Consider the following 12,873-nt stretch of genomic DNA (forward strand, 5'->3'; position numbering starts at 1 on the left):
GGATGCTTCGACCGGTCTACTCGAGGGGGTGACCCGCTCGACCATCATTCGTCTCTGTGAGCAACAGCTCAACCTGCGGGTGATCAGCGGCGAATTCAAGCTGCAGGATCTGAAGTTTTCCGACGAGGTCTTCATTACTTCCACCTCGCTGGAAGTGATGCCGGTGGTTCGGGTCGACGGATTCACCATCAATCAGGGGCAGGTCGGGCCGATTTCCCACCATCTGCGTGGGCAGCTGCACCTCGATATGGGGAAGCCGATTGAAGAGGTTCTATAGAATACGAATGAAATGTGGAAGGGAGCTTGAGCATGTCTGAAGATACCAATGATTTTGTCCACCGGAAACTGGAACTAGACTGGAATTAGGTTCGGGAAACGGTGATGATGCTAAAATTGGCGGTGACCCAGGTCGAAAGAGCCATGAGCGATGTCAGCGAATCGGTCAACCGCCCTGACCAAACCTTTACCTCTTTGGTTGACAGGATTCAGGCGATCGGGAGGGCGGCGCATAATCTATCCGACACCTCCGAAAAGGAGACCATCGAGGCGAACGTCAACCCGGCATCGGGGAAAATAAATGCCACAATTGTCGCCTTCCAGTTCTACGACAAGTTAAGCCACCGGCTGGCGCATGTCAGCAAAAGCCTCGACGCCCTGGGAAAACTATCGGGCACCCGACGCGTTTCTACAATCCTTACGAGTGCCACAGTCGAAGAGGCCCTTATGCTTTCCTGCTCCGATCAGCAGGACGGAGAACCTGGGGACAACGAACTTTTCTAGCAGGTAATCACGGAGTCAGCATGGGCGGAAAGCAAAAAAAACGTAAATTGGGAGAATACCTGCTGGAAGAGCGGGTGGTAACGCATGCACAGCTGGATAAAGCGCTGTTGCGGCAAAAAGAAGCTGGCGGACCGATTGGTTCGAAGCTGGTTGAACTGAACATGATTGAAGCCAAGACTCTGGTCAAGGTTCTGTCCAAACAGCTGGGTCATCCGGTTGCCAACCTGCTCGATCTAAACCTGGATCCCAAGGCTTTGAAGCTGTTGACGATCGAGCAGCTGAAAAAATATCAGGTGTTGCCAGTCGCTTTTTATGATAAGCAGGTGGTTCTGGCCGTTCTGTCACCCGATCAGAAACCAGCGGTTGATGAACTGCCGGCGATTCTCGGGCTGCCGATACAGACGATGGTGGCTCCTGCCTATCAGCTGCTGATGGCGATCAAGGAGTTGGAGAGCCGGGAGATTCCGGCGAAGAAGTTCAAGCTGGAAGCGCCTGATACGATTCGCTACCCGGGAATTTGGGATCTTTGCACCCGCTTGGCGGAATCAAGGGCTTCCGACCTGTTGTTGGTGGCCGGTGCCTATCCGGCGCTGAAAGAGAATCATGAACTGGTCCGGATTCATACCCCGGTCCTGACTCCCAGTCAGATGGAACATTATGCCAACGAGCTGATGAACAAGCAGCAGCGGGGCGAGTTTCAGGAAAACAAGGATATCGACTTCGCGTTAACCGATCAGAATCTTGGCCGCTTTCGAGTCAACATTTATCGCCAGCGGACCAGTATTTCGATCGCGATTCGCCACATTATCGAAGATATCCCGACCCTCGACCAACTGAATTTGCCGATCTGGCTGGAAAACTATGCTCTCAAGCTGCAGGGGCTGATCCTCTTTTCCGGACCGAATGGGCATGGCACCAGTACCAGCATGGCGTCGATGATCGATGTCATCAATACGAAAACCAAGCGGAATATTATTACCATCGAAGATCCGATCGAATACCTGCACCAGCACAAGCAAAGCAACGTCAACCAGCGTGAAGTAGGCATCGATACCCGCTCGTTCAAAGCGGGGTTGCGCCATATCTATCGCGAAGCCCCCGACGTGATCATGATCGGCGAGATGCGCGATTATGAATCTATCGCGATCGCTTTGCAAGCCGCCGATACCGGGCATTTGGTGATCAGCTGCCTGCACGCCAACAACAGCGTGATGGCGATCAATCGGATTATTGATGTTTTTAAAGCGGAACAGAAGCAACAGATTCGAGTCCAACTGGCCGACAACCTGTTACTCTCTTTTCATCAGCGGTTGTTGAAAACAATGCACGGCGATTTCCGGATCCCGGCCTACGAAAAATTGACCAACAGTCATCGGGTGGCCAACCTGATCCGGGAAGGGAAAGACCATCAAATTCGTAGCCAGTTGATCAACGCGGAAGAATTTGTTCCGCTCGATGTAAATCTGGCACAGCTGGTCAATGAGCGGAAAGTTGATAGGGAAGTTGCCCGGCATGTCTGCCTTGATCAAAAGCGGTTTTTGGAAATGCTGAAATAGATTCCCGGGAAGCTCCCTGGCGCCGGAAATGATCTGCTCTGATTTTGCAGAAGTAAATTCTCTCAGCGCGCAAAGATAAGAAGCTGTTCTATTACAGGAAAGCGAAAGCCCAGGAGTAAACTCCTAGGCTTTGATCGTTACTCAGAAGATGGCATCAGAAAGGTTCCACTCATTATCTGACGGACTGAACTTTGTTTCATGCCAGCTCCAAACTGTGATACCGGATTTGAAAATGTTGGCGTTAACCTTGCGGGTAATCAGCCTTGCTGTCTGCTATCGATTTTCCCAGCCAGTCGATCACTTTTCCGAGGTGGCGCATGTTGTTGATGCCTTCATTGTCATGAATAACCTCCTCTTTTTCCCGGCCGACGCCTATGTTCCAGTAGGTTGAACCGGGTACAATCATGCGCGACATCTGGAACATGTGGTTGATACTATCAAAGGCATGGGTCGCCCCGCCGCGGCGTACCGCAACTACCGCTGCGCCAATTTTTCCGGAAAACGCATTGTCGTTGGCGATGGCGACCAGTCCGGCCCGCTCCAGCAGCGCTTTCAGATCGGCGGAGACGGCGGCGAAGTAGGTCGGCGAGCCGAGGATCATTGCATCGGCCTGCAACAGTTTAGCGTAGACTTCGTTGAAGTTGTCATTGATTGCACACTTGTTGTTTTTGTATTCAAAACATTTGTAACAGGCGGTGCAGCCGCGAATTGCTGTCCCTCCGACCTTAACCAACTCTGTCCGCCAGCCATTCTCGTTAAGCGGGCTGAGAACTTCTTTCAACAAGGCTTCTGTGTTGCCACCTTCGCGTGGGCTGCCGTTGACTGCTAATGCGTACATTTTTTCTCCTTTTCTGGTCACGCGAATAGTCGCTTTAGCTCTTGTTCGCAGTAATTCTCCTGTAATCTTCCCGATTCGTTTCGCGTATTTTAGCAGCTTTTCCGTTTATGCTCATGCGACTCCTCTCCAGGCAGCCACAATTCTGCGCTGCTGAGGGTAAGCTTTGTTAGTTTTCCAGCAACTGCCAGTCGGCAAAGCCCTTTTTCCGTTCTTCCTCAGCTAAGTTTTGGCCTGTTAATCTGCAGCTATTCCTCTTGGGGTGGGTCTTGATCCCCACGTATGCGCGCACTAGGTTGGCCACGGTCGCTTCCTGGAGGATGATTTCTTCTCCCGTCAGCAATTTGATGGTGGCGCGTAGGTGCTGGTGTCCCGATGGGGGCGCGAGGATAATTTCGGCGATATCGGCATTGGCTAAGATTCGGCGCTGGTTTTTCATGACTTCCTCCCTGTCCCCTAGCTGTGAAAATTCGTCTCGTTTCTTCTCATTGTCAGCGTACCGCAACCTCCTTCGGCCTGCTGACGCCAGCGATTGGCACGTCGCACGTTGATTCCTCGCTGGCGAAAAAAGCTATGCACCAGACCGGTCTGCTCTGCTGATGGGCTTCGGTAAGTGGACGCAGGCACCGGGTTGCAATAGAGCAGGTGCAGCGTCATCTCCGGAAAAGGGATGAGCCAGTCTGCCAAGGCGCCAAGTTCCGCCGGTTGGTCGTTGATTCCTTCCAACAGCAGATAGTTCACGCCCAGCTTGCAGCGTTGGCGGCGACTTAACCTCGTCCAGCGTTCCTGGAGCTTTTGCCTTAGCGAAAGCAAGCCTGGCCCTCTCGGAATCAGTTGCCGATAGATCGATTCTGTGCCGGCGTGAATTGAAAGCATGATGCCGTTGTGGGGCAGTTGCAGCAGTTCAGTGAGTCGGGACAGTGGCGTCCCGGTGGTGGTCAGTGACACCGGCAGTTTCTGTCGGCAGCAGTCTTCCATAAACCGGCTCAGGTTTGCCAGATTCTGTAACGGTTCGCCGATGCCGGACAGGGTCAGGCGTTCTGGTTCGATCCCCGCACTACGGCAGCTTTCCAGCTGCAGATGTAGCTCTTCTCTGGTCAGGTTGCGGAGCAGACCGTTCTTCCCCGAGGCACAGAAGGGGCAGCCTAGGGCGCAGCCGGCCTGACTGGAGAGGCAGAGAGTACCACTGGCATACCAGACCGCTTCGACCCGCAGGTTGTCGGTCAGGGGAATGACAAATTTTCGATTTTTTGCATTGCGAGCCATTGCCTGTTCCAGATGTTTGTATTAATTGAAATCCCTTTTATACCTTACTCCTTTCCGTAGGCGGAGCCTTAATTGTGGTGAGTTGCAAAAAATTCGACTTGTTGCTATTTTGAAATCAAACATTACGATGTCGAAACAAATGGAGATGAGATGAAATTAGATCAATTGCCAGAAAAGCAGCGAAGCGCCCTGCAGACCTACGTCAAGCTGATGCGGGCGACCTATCGGGCGACCGGTGATATCCATCGGCATCTGCAGCAGGACAATCTGACGCACAGCCAATTCGCCGTTCTGGAAGCCCTCTACCATGCCGGCCATTTGAGCCAGGGCAAGTTGGGGCAGAAAATCCTCAAGAGCAATGCGAACTTGACCACCGTGGTCGACAGCCTGGAAAAGAAACGGTTGGTACAGCGCCAGCGCACCGAAGAGGACCGGCGCCGGGTGGTGGTGAAACTGACGCGCTCTTGTGAAGAGTTGATCGGCAAGGTGTTTCCCCGGCATGCGCAGATCGTTGAACGTGAGTTCAGCCTGCTGACATGGGCCGAACAACAACTGTTGGGGGGATTGCTGAAAAAGCTTGGCAAGGGGTAGAAAAATTTTAAGTAAATATTTCGATATCGAAACGGTTTTGACAGAGAAAGGATCAGGTTATGAAACAGGTGCTACATAAAGCCGATTCGCGCGGGTTGGCCGACTGCGGCTGGTTGCTGAGTCGACATACTTTCAGCTTTGCCGATTATTACGACCCGGAACGGATGGGGTTCGGCCTGCTGCGGGTACTCAACGACGATATCGTCAAGCCTGCGATGGGGTTTGGAACACATCCGCACGAAAACATGGAAATCGTTTCCATCCCGTTGTCCGGTTCATTGCGCCATCAGGACAGCATGGGAAATAAACATGTGATTGCCGCCGGAGAAGTTCAGGTGATGTCGGCCGGCAGCGGCATCACGCACTCGGAGTACAATAATTCTGAGCAGGAGGAGGTGAACTTTCTTCAGATCTGGGTTCATCCCAAAGAGCGGAATATTGCCCCACGTTACGGTCAGCTGCGTTTCGATCCGCATGGGCAAAAAAACCGTTTTCAGATATTGGTTGCCCCCGAAAAAAATGCGGAGGCAATCTGGATTAACCAGGATGCTTGGTTCTCATTGGCGATGCTCGATGTCGGCAGCGAACTTTGCTATCGCAAACAGCGGCTGGAAAACGGGGTCTACTTTTTCGTCATTTCTGGCGCACTGACGATCGCTGGACAGTCGCTTGAAGCGCGGGACGGATTGGGAATCTGTTCCGATGATGAATTGATTGTTCAGGCTGCCGGGCCGGTTGAACTGCTGGTGATCGAAGTACCGATGAATCGATAATTAAACTGAGGAGGAAAGCATGAAGATACTCGGAATCTGTGGCAGTTTGCGCCAGGCCTCGACCAATATGGGACTGCTTCGTTACGCGCGGGAAGCCGCGCCGGAGGGGGGCCACATTGAGATTGCCGACCTCAGCGATGTGCCATTTTATAATGCCGATTTTGTGGAAAAACCGGTTGCAGTGTTGCGACTGTTTGAGCAGATGGCGCAGACTGATGCGCTGATGCTGGCCTGCCCCGAATACAATTATTCGCTGGCGCCGGCGCTGAAAAACGTGCTCGACTGGGCATCGCGTGAACCGGACAATCGGCTGCTGGCCGGTAAGCCGGTAGCGATCCTCGGCTCGGGTGGTGGCCTGGGGACGGCACGTGCGCAGTATCACTTGCGGCAAGTCTGCGTTTTCCTCGATCTGCATCCACTTAACAAGCCGGAGGTCCTCGTCAGTGCTTTTGCCGGAAATTTCGACGAGGCTGGCAACCTGACCAGCGAGAAAGTTCAGCAGCAAGTTATGGAACAGCTGCTTGCACTTCAAAACTGGACAGATCGGCTGACTCGATAACCGCTTCTTACCAGGGTAGTTCCTCGCCGTTGCTGTGCCAGAAAGAACCACTATTCTCCAGGGTGAGCGATTCGATCAATTTGACCAGTCCAGCGACCGATTCCTGCGGTGTGATCAATCCGCCGAAATTGACCATTCTGGTTTTCACAAAGCCTGGATGTAGCTGGACAACGGTAATACCGCGTTCCCGCACATCGATTGCCAGCGACCTGCCGAGGGCATTGAGAGCCGCTTTTGAGGCCCGATAGCCGTAGTATCCTCCCGAATCATTGTCTGAGATCGAGCCCATGCGGCTGGTGATATTGGCTATTTTACTCCCGGGCTGCAAATTGGGGAGCAGGGCTTCGCTGATGCGTAGCGGGGCGAAAGCGTTCACCTCCATCTGCCGGCGGAGTGAAGCGTAATCGATCCTGCGGAGGACATCGTCCTGCAGCAGCCCGGCGTTGTTGATCAATAGATCAATCGTTTCACCTTCGAGCGCAATGACCAACTGCTCGATCTGCTTTTCGTCGGTAACGTCGATCCCGGCAATAACCCGCGTGGCCGCTTGGTCAAGCTCAGGGGAGCTCTCCCTGCAGACCCCGGTCACCCGCCAGTTTTCTCTTTGATAGTGACGGGCTAACTCCAGTCCGATGCCGCGGTTGGCACCGGTAATCACGACATGTTTCATAATTCGCTCCTTTCAGCGACGATCCACAAGAGAGATCCCCAACCTTTTCGCCGTTGCCTGGGCCGCTGTCAGGTTCCTGCGACTCGATCGACGAATGGGGAGGGGGCTAAATGTGGGCCGTTACTGCAACTTCCGAGCTTTGCGACCGGGGAGGCAGTAGCCGGTTTGGTTCTGCAGCCTATTGGCCCGGAAATCGTTTGCACACAGGTCGCAGGCGTACAATGGCAGTTGCACTTGTTCGGCGCGTCTGGCGCGTTCGCCGGAAGGGTATCGAGCCAAGTGCTCGGGGACAAAAGGTTCCATTGGCCAAATTCTATTCAAGGAATGACAACTCGACGCAACATGCGGTCAGGGTTCCTTGTTTATGCGGCTCAGGAGGTCGTGGCCAAGTAGATCAAGTAGACCATGGCTGGCCAGATTCCGAAGCTTGCCAAAATGGCAAATCCGAGAATCTGCAGGATGCAAAGGACTGCTTTCTTGCCTGTTTTGACCGTCGCGGTCAGCTTGCTTTCGCCCAGTTTACTGTCTGGGAACAGGTACTGCTCAATATTGGTTGCGTGTCCCATGTGACCTCTCTTTCCCGGGAACGCAGGGAGAAGAAGGTTTCCCGTTTGACACCGACATGAGCGGGAGTTGTCATAATTCCAGCTTATCACGATTTGGCTTGAAAACGAGTCTGCAAGCACGTAAAGCTGTTATTTGTCAAACAGTTAAGTCGCGAGTGGTGATTTGTGTTCGCAGGGGATTTTCACTTGGCAAAGCCCGCAGGGGGTAGACCCGGTCCCGTAGGTCTTGGTGGAGTAAGGCGTGGTGGCTTCGCGGATGTAGGTAAAACAGGCCGGTTTGTTGTGCCCGGTAGCGGTAGCGATGGCACCGGCTGGGCAGCGGTGGGCACAGGCGCCGCACGTGCCTTTGGCGTACCAGAGGCACCATGCTTGATGGTCGTTGCCGTAAGGACGCTCGGAGCGGGGCAGGTCGCACTTGACCACTACCGAGCCGAAGCGGACCGCTTTGCCGAAACGGGTGATCAAGCCGTCGGAGAGGCCGAAGGTGCCGTTCCCGGCGACAAACGCGACATGTCGTTCCGACCAGTTGGAGGCGATCCCGAAACGCTTCGATTCTTGGTAGGCGAAATCAGGCAGTCGTTCCGGGGCAACGGCAGGGTAGCCCATTTCTGTAAGCGTCTCGGCCAGGTGCAGTCGCAAAGCGCAGTTGAACTCCTCGCCGTGAAAGCGGGAACGCGCCCAGCGCTCGGACGGCATCTCTTGCTCTTGGCGCTGGTCGGCACGGGTTGCCTCGGTTTGTGGCAACAGGTAGCTGATAACTCTTAGCTCTGCTGCGGCGACTGTTTGCTCCGGAAAGGCTATAGCAAAGGCTTCTTCCGGGGTCCAGAGGAAATCACCGATCATTCCTTTGAATTGATCAAACAGTGGATCGTCGGCTCTGGCAACGGCGATTTGTGGTTCGGACCAGGCTTTTTCATCGGTGTCGAGATGCAGACTGTTAAGTGGTGAGGTTGCCCAGAAATTGTTGATGATTAGGTGGATCTGCTCTAGGGAAACCGGGTCTTTCTCTACCATCGTAGCCTTTCCTCCTGCTATGGTGCTGAAATGTCACTGTAGCAGAAAAGATGTGGAGAAGAAACTGGAGAGGCGCTGAAAATGGGAAAGCCGTTTTCCCGCTTCACCGATTGTCGGTTTGAGCATAATAGTTCTCTGGAACCGGCAGCTTTTGCGGAGTGTAGGAATATGGATGTTGTTTTGCAGGTCTGGGGTGGCGGATTTTATCTTCTCAACAAGATTTTTTTCGCCTTTGCTGAGAACCGATCGGAACAAGTAACAAGGCAGCTGCGGATTGCCGGGTGGAGCGTCTATCTGCTCGGCGTTCCGGCTTGGGTCATCATCCTGATCGGCAAGCATGACTGGATCGCTGCCTCGATCGAAGCGGGCGGAATGCCAGCGATGTTGTTCGGCCTGTTCAATGCATATCAGGGCGCTGCGGTGCTCAATAAATACTTTGACCGCATTGTCGCGCTGATTACTTACGCATTTGTTGGTTTGGGAATCGGCTACAGCCTCTACGATTACGGTGGTCTGACCTCCTTTTCGCAACTGCTGGAGGTTGGTCTAGTGGTTGGGTTTCTGCTGGGCAGCTACCTGCTGGCGAAGAAAAACTCCGCCGGCTGGTTCTTTTTTTTGTTGATGAATATCAGCACCGGCTCCTTGATGTTGCTGCAGAACAAGCGACTGCTGGCGGCTCAGCAGATGATTTCGCTCTGCTTTGTTCTTTATGGACTCTCTCAGGCGCGGAAGGTGCCGAAAGCGACGGTGAGCGCGCTCAGCCAATAAAGTCGATTGTCCTATATCGGTTGGCAAGTCAGCCCAGTTGCCCGAGAACTTCAGGGTGTTCTCAGGGTGGGGCTAACTTCGATGTGGCCCCGGTTGCCAGCGAATATCGCTTTTGCCGTAATCATTACACAATCTTGCCCAGACAAAGCAGAGGTCGGACAGCCGGTTCAAGAAGCGCAGGCAGCAGGAATTGATCTGTTCGCCCGATTCGATCAGGGCAACGACTTCACGTTCGCAGCGGCGGGTTACCGTACGGGCGAGATGTAGGGTTGCTGCGGCGCGGCTGCCACCTGGGAGGACAAAGTTTCCAGCTGGTTCCAACTGTTGATTGGTTTCCTGCATCCAGTTTTCCAGTAGATCAATCTGAAACTGGCGGACATTCGGAATCTTATTCGCCATCTCACTGTTCGCGGGTGTCGCCAGTTCGCAACCGAGGTCGAACAGTTCATTCTGCAGCTGCAGGATCCTTTCACTCAAGCCCTCCGGAAGAGGTTCGCAACGAATCAAGCCCAACACCGAATTCAATTCGTCTACCGTACCGTAGGCATTAACCCGTAATGATGATTTAGCCACTCGCGTGCCATCGACCAGGCTGGTTTCTCCTTTGTCTCCGCCACGGGTTGTAATCGTGTCCTGCTTCGTCATGCTGCCCTCCTTGTTAAGTATCCGTTTAGCGAAATAAGTATATGTTCAACAGCTCCGAATTTGCAGCCCGAAAAAGGGGTTTGTAGGAAATCATTTTTTTGCATTTACGCAAAAATGCCCTGACAGGGTTTTGCGCAAATGCAAAACCCTGTTTTTGGTATACGCAGTCGCGCCTGCCTTTCTGATAAAGTGCCTAAAATTACAGCTGGTTATAGAGAAAATTATTTATTTTCTCCTTGATTTTTCTTCTTGTGGCGAGCAAGCAAGTTTTTTGCAGCGCTGCAAAAAAAACAGTTTTTTAGAGATTTTGCGAGATATGTGACAATTCGATAAGTCGCTGATATCAAAAAGAAAATTTTTTTTGGCATGTTGGTACGGCGGTTGCGATAAGAAATGGGCGACGAATAGGTCGTTATCGTTTTTCGCTGGAGGACAGCATGTCGGTTTGCCCCTTTTACGGTCGAGGAGAAAAGTTCTGTGATGTTGGCGCAGATTACATCTCGCCGCATGACGTAGAGGCGATCTCACATTTCTGCTCCTGCCGTTACAGCGAATGTGGCAAGTTTCAGGAGCTGGCCGCTCGGCACCCTGAAGAATTGAGTTATCAGCCGACCTCCGCCCGGGTCGGAAGATCCACCATGGCGACTAAGGAATCGAGATCAAAAGCTCAAGTACATATCGCTTTTCGCAATAAGTGGCCGTTGTCTTATCGTCTTCGTTATTTAAGTGCACACAATCATTCTATCGAAGCCCAGAGAGAGGAGAAAGTTGTTATGAGTAACGCTATCAAAAATCGCGGTTGGCAGGTCGTCATCGCTGGTACCGGTATCAACCTGGCCCTTGGTGTCCTTTATGCCTACAGTATGCTCAAAGGTGAAATCGGGAAATTGTTCGCGGGCGCTGGTGACCCCTATGCAACTGCGTGTCTTGCTTTTGCGCTGTCGATGATCATCGGCGGTAAGATGCAGGATAAAGTTGGTCCGCGCCTGACCGCTATTGTTGGTGGTTTGCTGGTTGGCGCCGGTTTCATCATCTGTTCACAAACCTCTAGCTACTGGGGCTGGATCCTCGGTTTCGGGGTAATGGCCGGTCTCGGTTTCGGTTTCGGCTACTCGGCTGCGACTCCGCCGGCACTCAAGTGGTTCTCCTCTGCCAAAACCGGCCTGATTGCTGGTATTGTTGTCGCAGGCTTCGGTATTGCTCCGGTTTACTTGGCACCGATTGCTAAAGGTCTGCTAGCTTCCTACGGTTTGCACCAGACCATGATGTTCCTCGGGATTGCTTTTATCGTGGTTGTTTGCGGTATGGCGATGCTGGTTGTAAACCCGCCGGCAGGCTATGTTCCTGCTGAAGCCCCTGCTAAAAAGGGTGCAACCGCCGCTAAAAAAGTTGCTGTTGAAGACAAAACTCCGGGGCAAATGCTCAAAGATGGTCGATTCTACGCTTGCTGGCTAACTTATTTCATCGGTGCTGGAGCTGGTCTGATGGTTATCGGTAGCATCGCTGGTCTTGCCAAGCATAGCATGGGCGAGATGGCTTTCATCGCTGTCTGCGTTATGTCGATCGGTAACGCTTCCGGTCGCGTAATTGCCGGTGTCCTGTCCGACAAAATCGGTCGTGCCGCAACCCTGACGATAATGCTGGTTTTCCAGGCTTCTTTGATGTTTGCTGCGATCCCGGTTGTTACCGGCGAAGGCTCCAGCGCAGTTCTGGTGACTCTGCTCGCTTCCTTCATCGGGTTCAACTATGGTACCAACCTGTCTCTGTTCCCGTCCTTCGCAAAGGATTACTGGGGTAGCTCCAACTACGGCATGAACTACGGTATCCTGTTCTCCGCCTGGGGCGTCGGCGCCTTCGTTCTGGTTAAACTGTCGGCCTTCCTGTCGGCCAAGTTCGGTGGTATGAGCACCTCCTTCACCGTCGCTGGTGTGATGCTGCTGGTCGGTGCCGTGATGGCTCTCTCGCTGCGCCCGAAAAAGGCCACTGTCGAGGTGCCGGAAACTGTTACCGCAGAAGAGGAAGATCTGGTTCTGCAGAGCGCTCAAGACTGATACTGAGCTGCAATAAAGTGATCAAGGGGCCCTGCCGAGTGCAGGGCCCTTTCCGAGTGCAGGGCCCTTTTTTTGTTTGTCCAGCGGAGCTGGCAAACCCGGCCTGCTGAAAGAAGCAGGCGTTGCCCCGACCAGGGGGAAGACAATCCGAATCGCAAGGGCGTTGCTGGCAACGGCAGGGTCTGAAGGAAGCGATAGGAGGTAAGCTGCACATAGCGCAAGCGAACCTGATTCGGCGCTGCGGGAGGGTAAGCGTGCAAACTATCGCGAAGCCCGATACCTGATCATACCCCGTAGCGTGGTTGAGGATGCGGTAGCTTACAGGGAGCCGGAAGGTAACTGGGGAAGCCTCGTATCGTCTCTCACTTCATGGTCAGAGGGGAGAGTAAGAAAAGCACAAGAGGTAACTCAAGGCTTTTCGATGCGGTGCGAGGTGGCAGATGATTCCGTAGTAGTGATGAAGTCCCTGCCTGTGAAAGCTGGTAACAGACTGGAGGGTAAAACCGGGACGACCTGTCGTCTGATCGGCAGGAGCCGGTGAGCGCCAAAAGCCTCATTGGGTTGCGAAGGGATGAGGCTCATTCGAAGATTTCTGGAGTTGGACCGAACACGCAAAGCTTAAGCACAAGTTGTCTGAAGTAGGATAAGACCTGAGCGGATGGTAAAGTCGGGAGCGACTCTCTGTCTGCCTGGGCCGCTTAGCGGAGTAGCCAGACTTGCCAAACGTATATTACCCGTAAGGGATAGAGGCGTTTGGTTCTGGTGAAGTTTCGAAGGCATTGCGACGTCGTCAAACAGA

15 protein-coding genes are annotated in these 12,873 nt (G+C 53.2%); 8 read left to right on the plus strand and 7 right to left on the minus strand.

The features are described 5' to 3' along the window. The 3 genes from Q7J88_RS08515 to Q7J88_RS08525 all read left to right on the plus strand — a co-directional run. On the plus strand, positions 1-277 hold a 277-nt coding region (locus Q7J88_RS08515; protein ID WP_303721747.1), incomplete at its 5' end, for an aminotransferase class IV. 104 nt (positions 278-381) lie between these two features. Further along, positions 382-780 carry a hypothetical protein gene (locus Q7J88_RS08520; protein WP_303721748.1) on the plus strand — a complete coding sequence of 133 codons (399 nt, stop codon included), beginning with the start codon at positions 382-384 and terminating at the stop codon, positions 778-780. 20 nt (positions 781-800) lie between these two features. Further along, positions 801-2,336 carry a PilT/PilU family type 4a pilus ATPase gene (locus Q7J88_RS08525; RefSeq protein ID WP_303721749.1) on the plus strand — a complete coding sequence of 512 codons (1,536 nt, stop codon included), beginning with the start codon at positions 801-803 and terminating at the stop codon, positions 2,334-2,336. 241 nt (positions 2,337-2,577) lie between these two features. On the opposite strand, the gene Q7J88_RS08530 is transcribed toward Q7J88_RS08525, so the two are convergent. The 3 genes from Q7J88_RS08530 to Q7J88_RS08540 form a co-directional block, all read right to left on the minus strand. Next, a complete protein-coding gene (locus tag Q7J88_RS08530) occupies positions 2,578-3,174 on the minus strand; it encodes a flavodoxin family protein (RefSeq protein WP_303721751.1) in 597 nt (198 codons plus the stop codon). Positions 3,175-3,340: 166 nt separating this feature from the next. After that, positions 3,341-3,610, minus strand: a complete 270-nt coding sequence (locus Q7J88_RS08535; RefSeq protein ID WP_303721752.1) for a hypothetical protein — start codon at positions 3,608-3,610, stop codon at positions 3,341-3,343. Between the two features lie 17 nt (positions 3,611-3,627). Beyond that, complete coding sequence (locus tag Q7J88_RS08540; RefSeq protein ID WP_303721753.1) at positions 3,628-4,437, minus strand: radical SAM protein; 810 nt, start codon at positions 4,435-4,437, stop codon at positions 3,628-3,630. A 150-nt stretch (positions 4,438-4,587) separates the two neighbouring features. Here Q7J88_RS08540 and Q7J88_RS08545 point away from each other — a divergent pair, with 150 nt between their 5' ends. The 3 genes from Q7J88_RS08545 to Q7J88_RS08555 are packed head-to-tail and all read left to right on the plus strand — an operon-like array spanning position 4,588 to position 6,360. Further along, positions 4,588-5,028 carry a MarR family winged helix-turn-helix transcriptional regulator gene (locus Q7J88_RS08545; protein WP_303721754.1) on the plus strand — a complete coding sequence of 147 codons (441 nt, stop codon included), beginning with the start codon at positions 4,588-4,590 and terminating at the stop codon, positions 5,026-5,028. Between the two features lie 59 nt (positions 5,029-5,087). Continuing rightward, positions 5,088-5,801 (plus strand): pirin family protein, encoded by a 714-nt coding sequence (locus Q7J88_RS08550; RefSeq protein WP_303721755.1) that lies wholly within the window; start codon positions 5,088-5,090, stop codon positions 5,799-5,801. Positions 5,802-5,820: 19 nt separating this feature from the next. Then, the gene (locus Q7J88_RS08555) at positions 5,821-6,360 is read left to right on the plus strand and encodes an NADPH-dependent FMN reductase (RefSeq protein WP_303721756.1); all 540 of its coding nucleotides are present in this window, start codon (positions 5,821-5,823) and stop codon (positions 6,358-6,360) included. Between the two features lie 7 nt (positions 6,361-6,367). Here Q7J88_RS08555 and Q7J88_RS08560 read toward each other — a convergent pair whose 3' ends face one another. The 3 genes from Q7J88_RS08560 to Q7J88_RS08570 all read right to left on the minus strand — a co-directional run bounded on the left by Q7J88_RS08560 (position 6,368) and on the right by Q7J88_RS08570 (position 8,610). After that, on the minus strand, positions 6,368-7,030 hold the full coding sequence (locus Q7J88_RS08560) for an SDR family oxidoreductase (RefSeq protein ID WP_303721758.1): 663 nt from the start codon (positions 7,028-7,030) through the stop codon (positions 6,368-6,370). Between the two features lie 371 nt (positions 7,031-7,401). Further along, the gene (locus Q7J88_RS08565) at positions 7,402-7,596 is read right to left on the minus strand and encodes a hypothetical protein (RefSeq protein WP_303721759.1); all 195 of its coding nucleotides are present in this window, start codon (positions 7,594-7,596) and stop codon (positions 7,402-7,404) included. A gap of 144 nt (positions 7,597-7,740) precedes the next feature. Beyond that, on the minus strand, positions 7,741-8,610 hold the full coding sequence (locus tag Q7J88_RS08570) for a 4Fe-4S ferredoxin (RefSeq protein ID WP_303721760.1): 870 nt from the start codon (positions 8,608-8,610) through the stop codon (positions 7,741-7,743). 81 nt (positions 8,611-8,691) lie between these two features. Between Q7J88_RS08570 and Q7J88_RS08575 the strand changes: the two genes are divergently transcribed. Next, entirely contained in the window at positions 8,692-9,378 is a 687-nt protein-coding gene (locus Q7J88_RS08575; RefSeq protein ID WP_303721761.1) for a hypothetical protein, read from the plus strand. A 72-nt stretch (positions 9,379-9,450) separates the two neighbouring features. On the opposite strand, the gene Q7J88_RS08580 is transcribed toward Q7J88_RS08575, so the two are convergent. Further along, on the minus strand, positions 9,451-10,023 hold the full coding sequence (locus tag Q7J88_RS08580; protein WP_303721762.1) for a cob(I)yrinic acid a,c-diamide adenosyltransferase: 573 nt from the start codon (positions 10,021-10,023) through the stop codon (positions 9,451-9,453). Positions 10,024-10,460: 437 nt separating this feature from the next. On the opposite strand from Q7J88_RS08580, the gene Q7J88_RS08585 reads away from it, so the two are divergent. Next, entirely contained in the window at positions 10,461-12,074 is a 1,614-nt protein-coding gene (locus Q7J88_RS08585; protein ID WP_303721763.1) for an OFA family MFS transporter, read from the plus strand. The last annotated feature ends 799 nt before the right edge of the window (positions 12,075-12,873 follow it).

Origin of the sequence: Malonomonas rubra (assembly GCF_003247215.1) — a bacterium.
In the GTDB taxonomy this organism is placed as follows: Bacteria; Desulfobacterota; Desulfuromonadia; order Desulfuromonadales; family Geopsychrobacteraceae; genus Malonomonas; species Malonomonas rubra_A.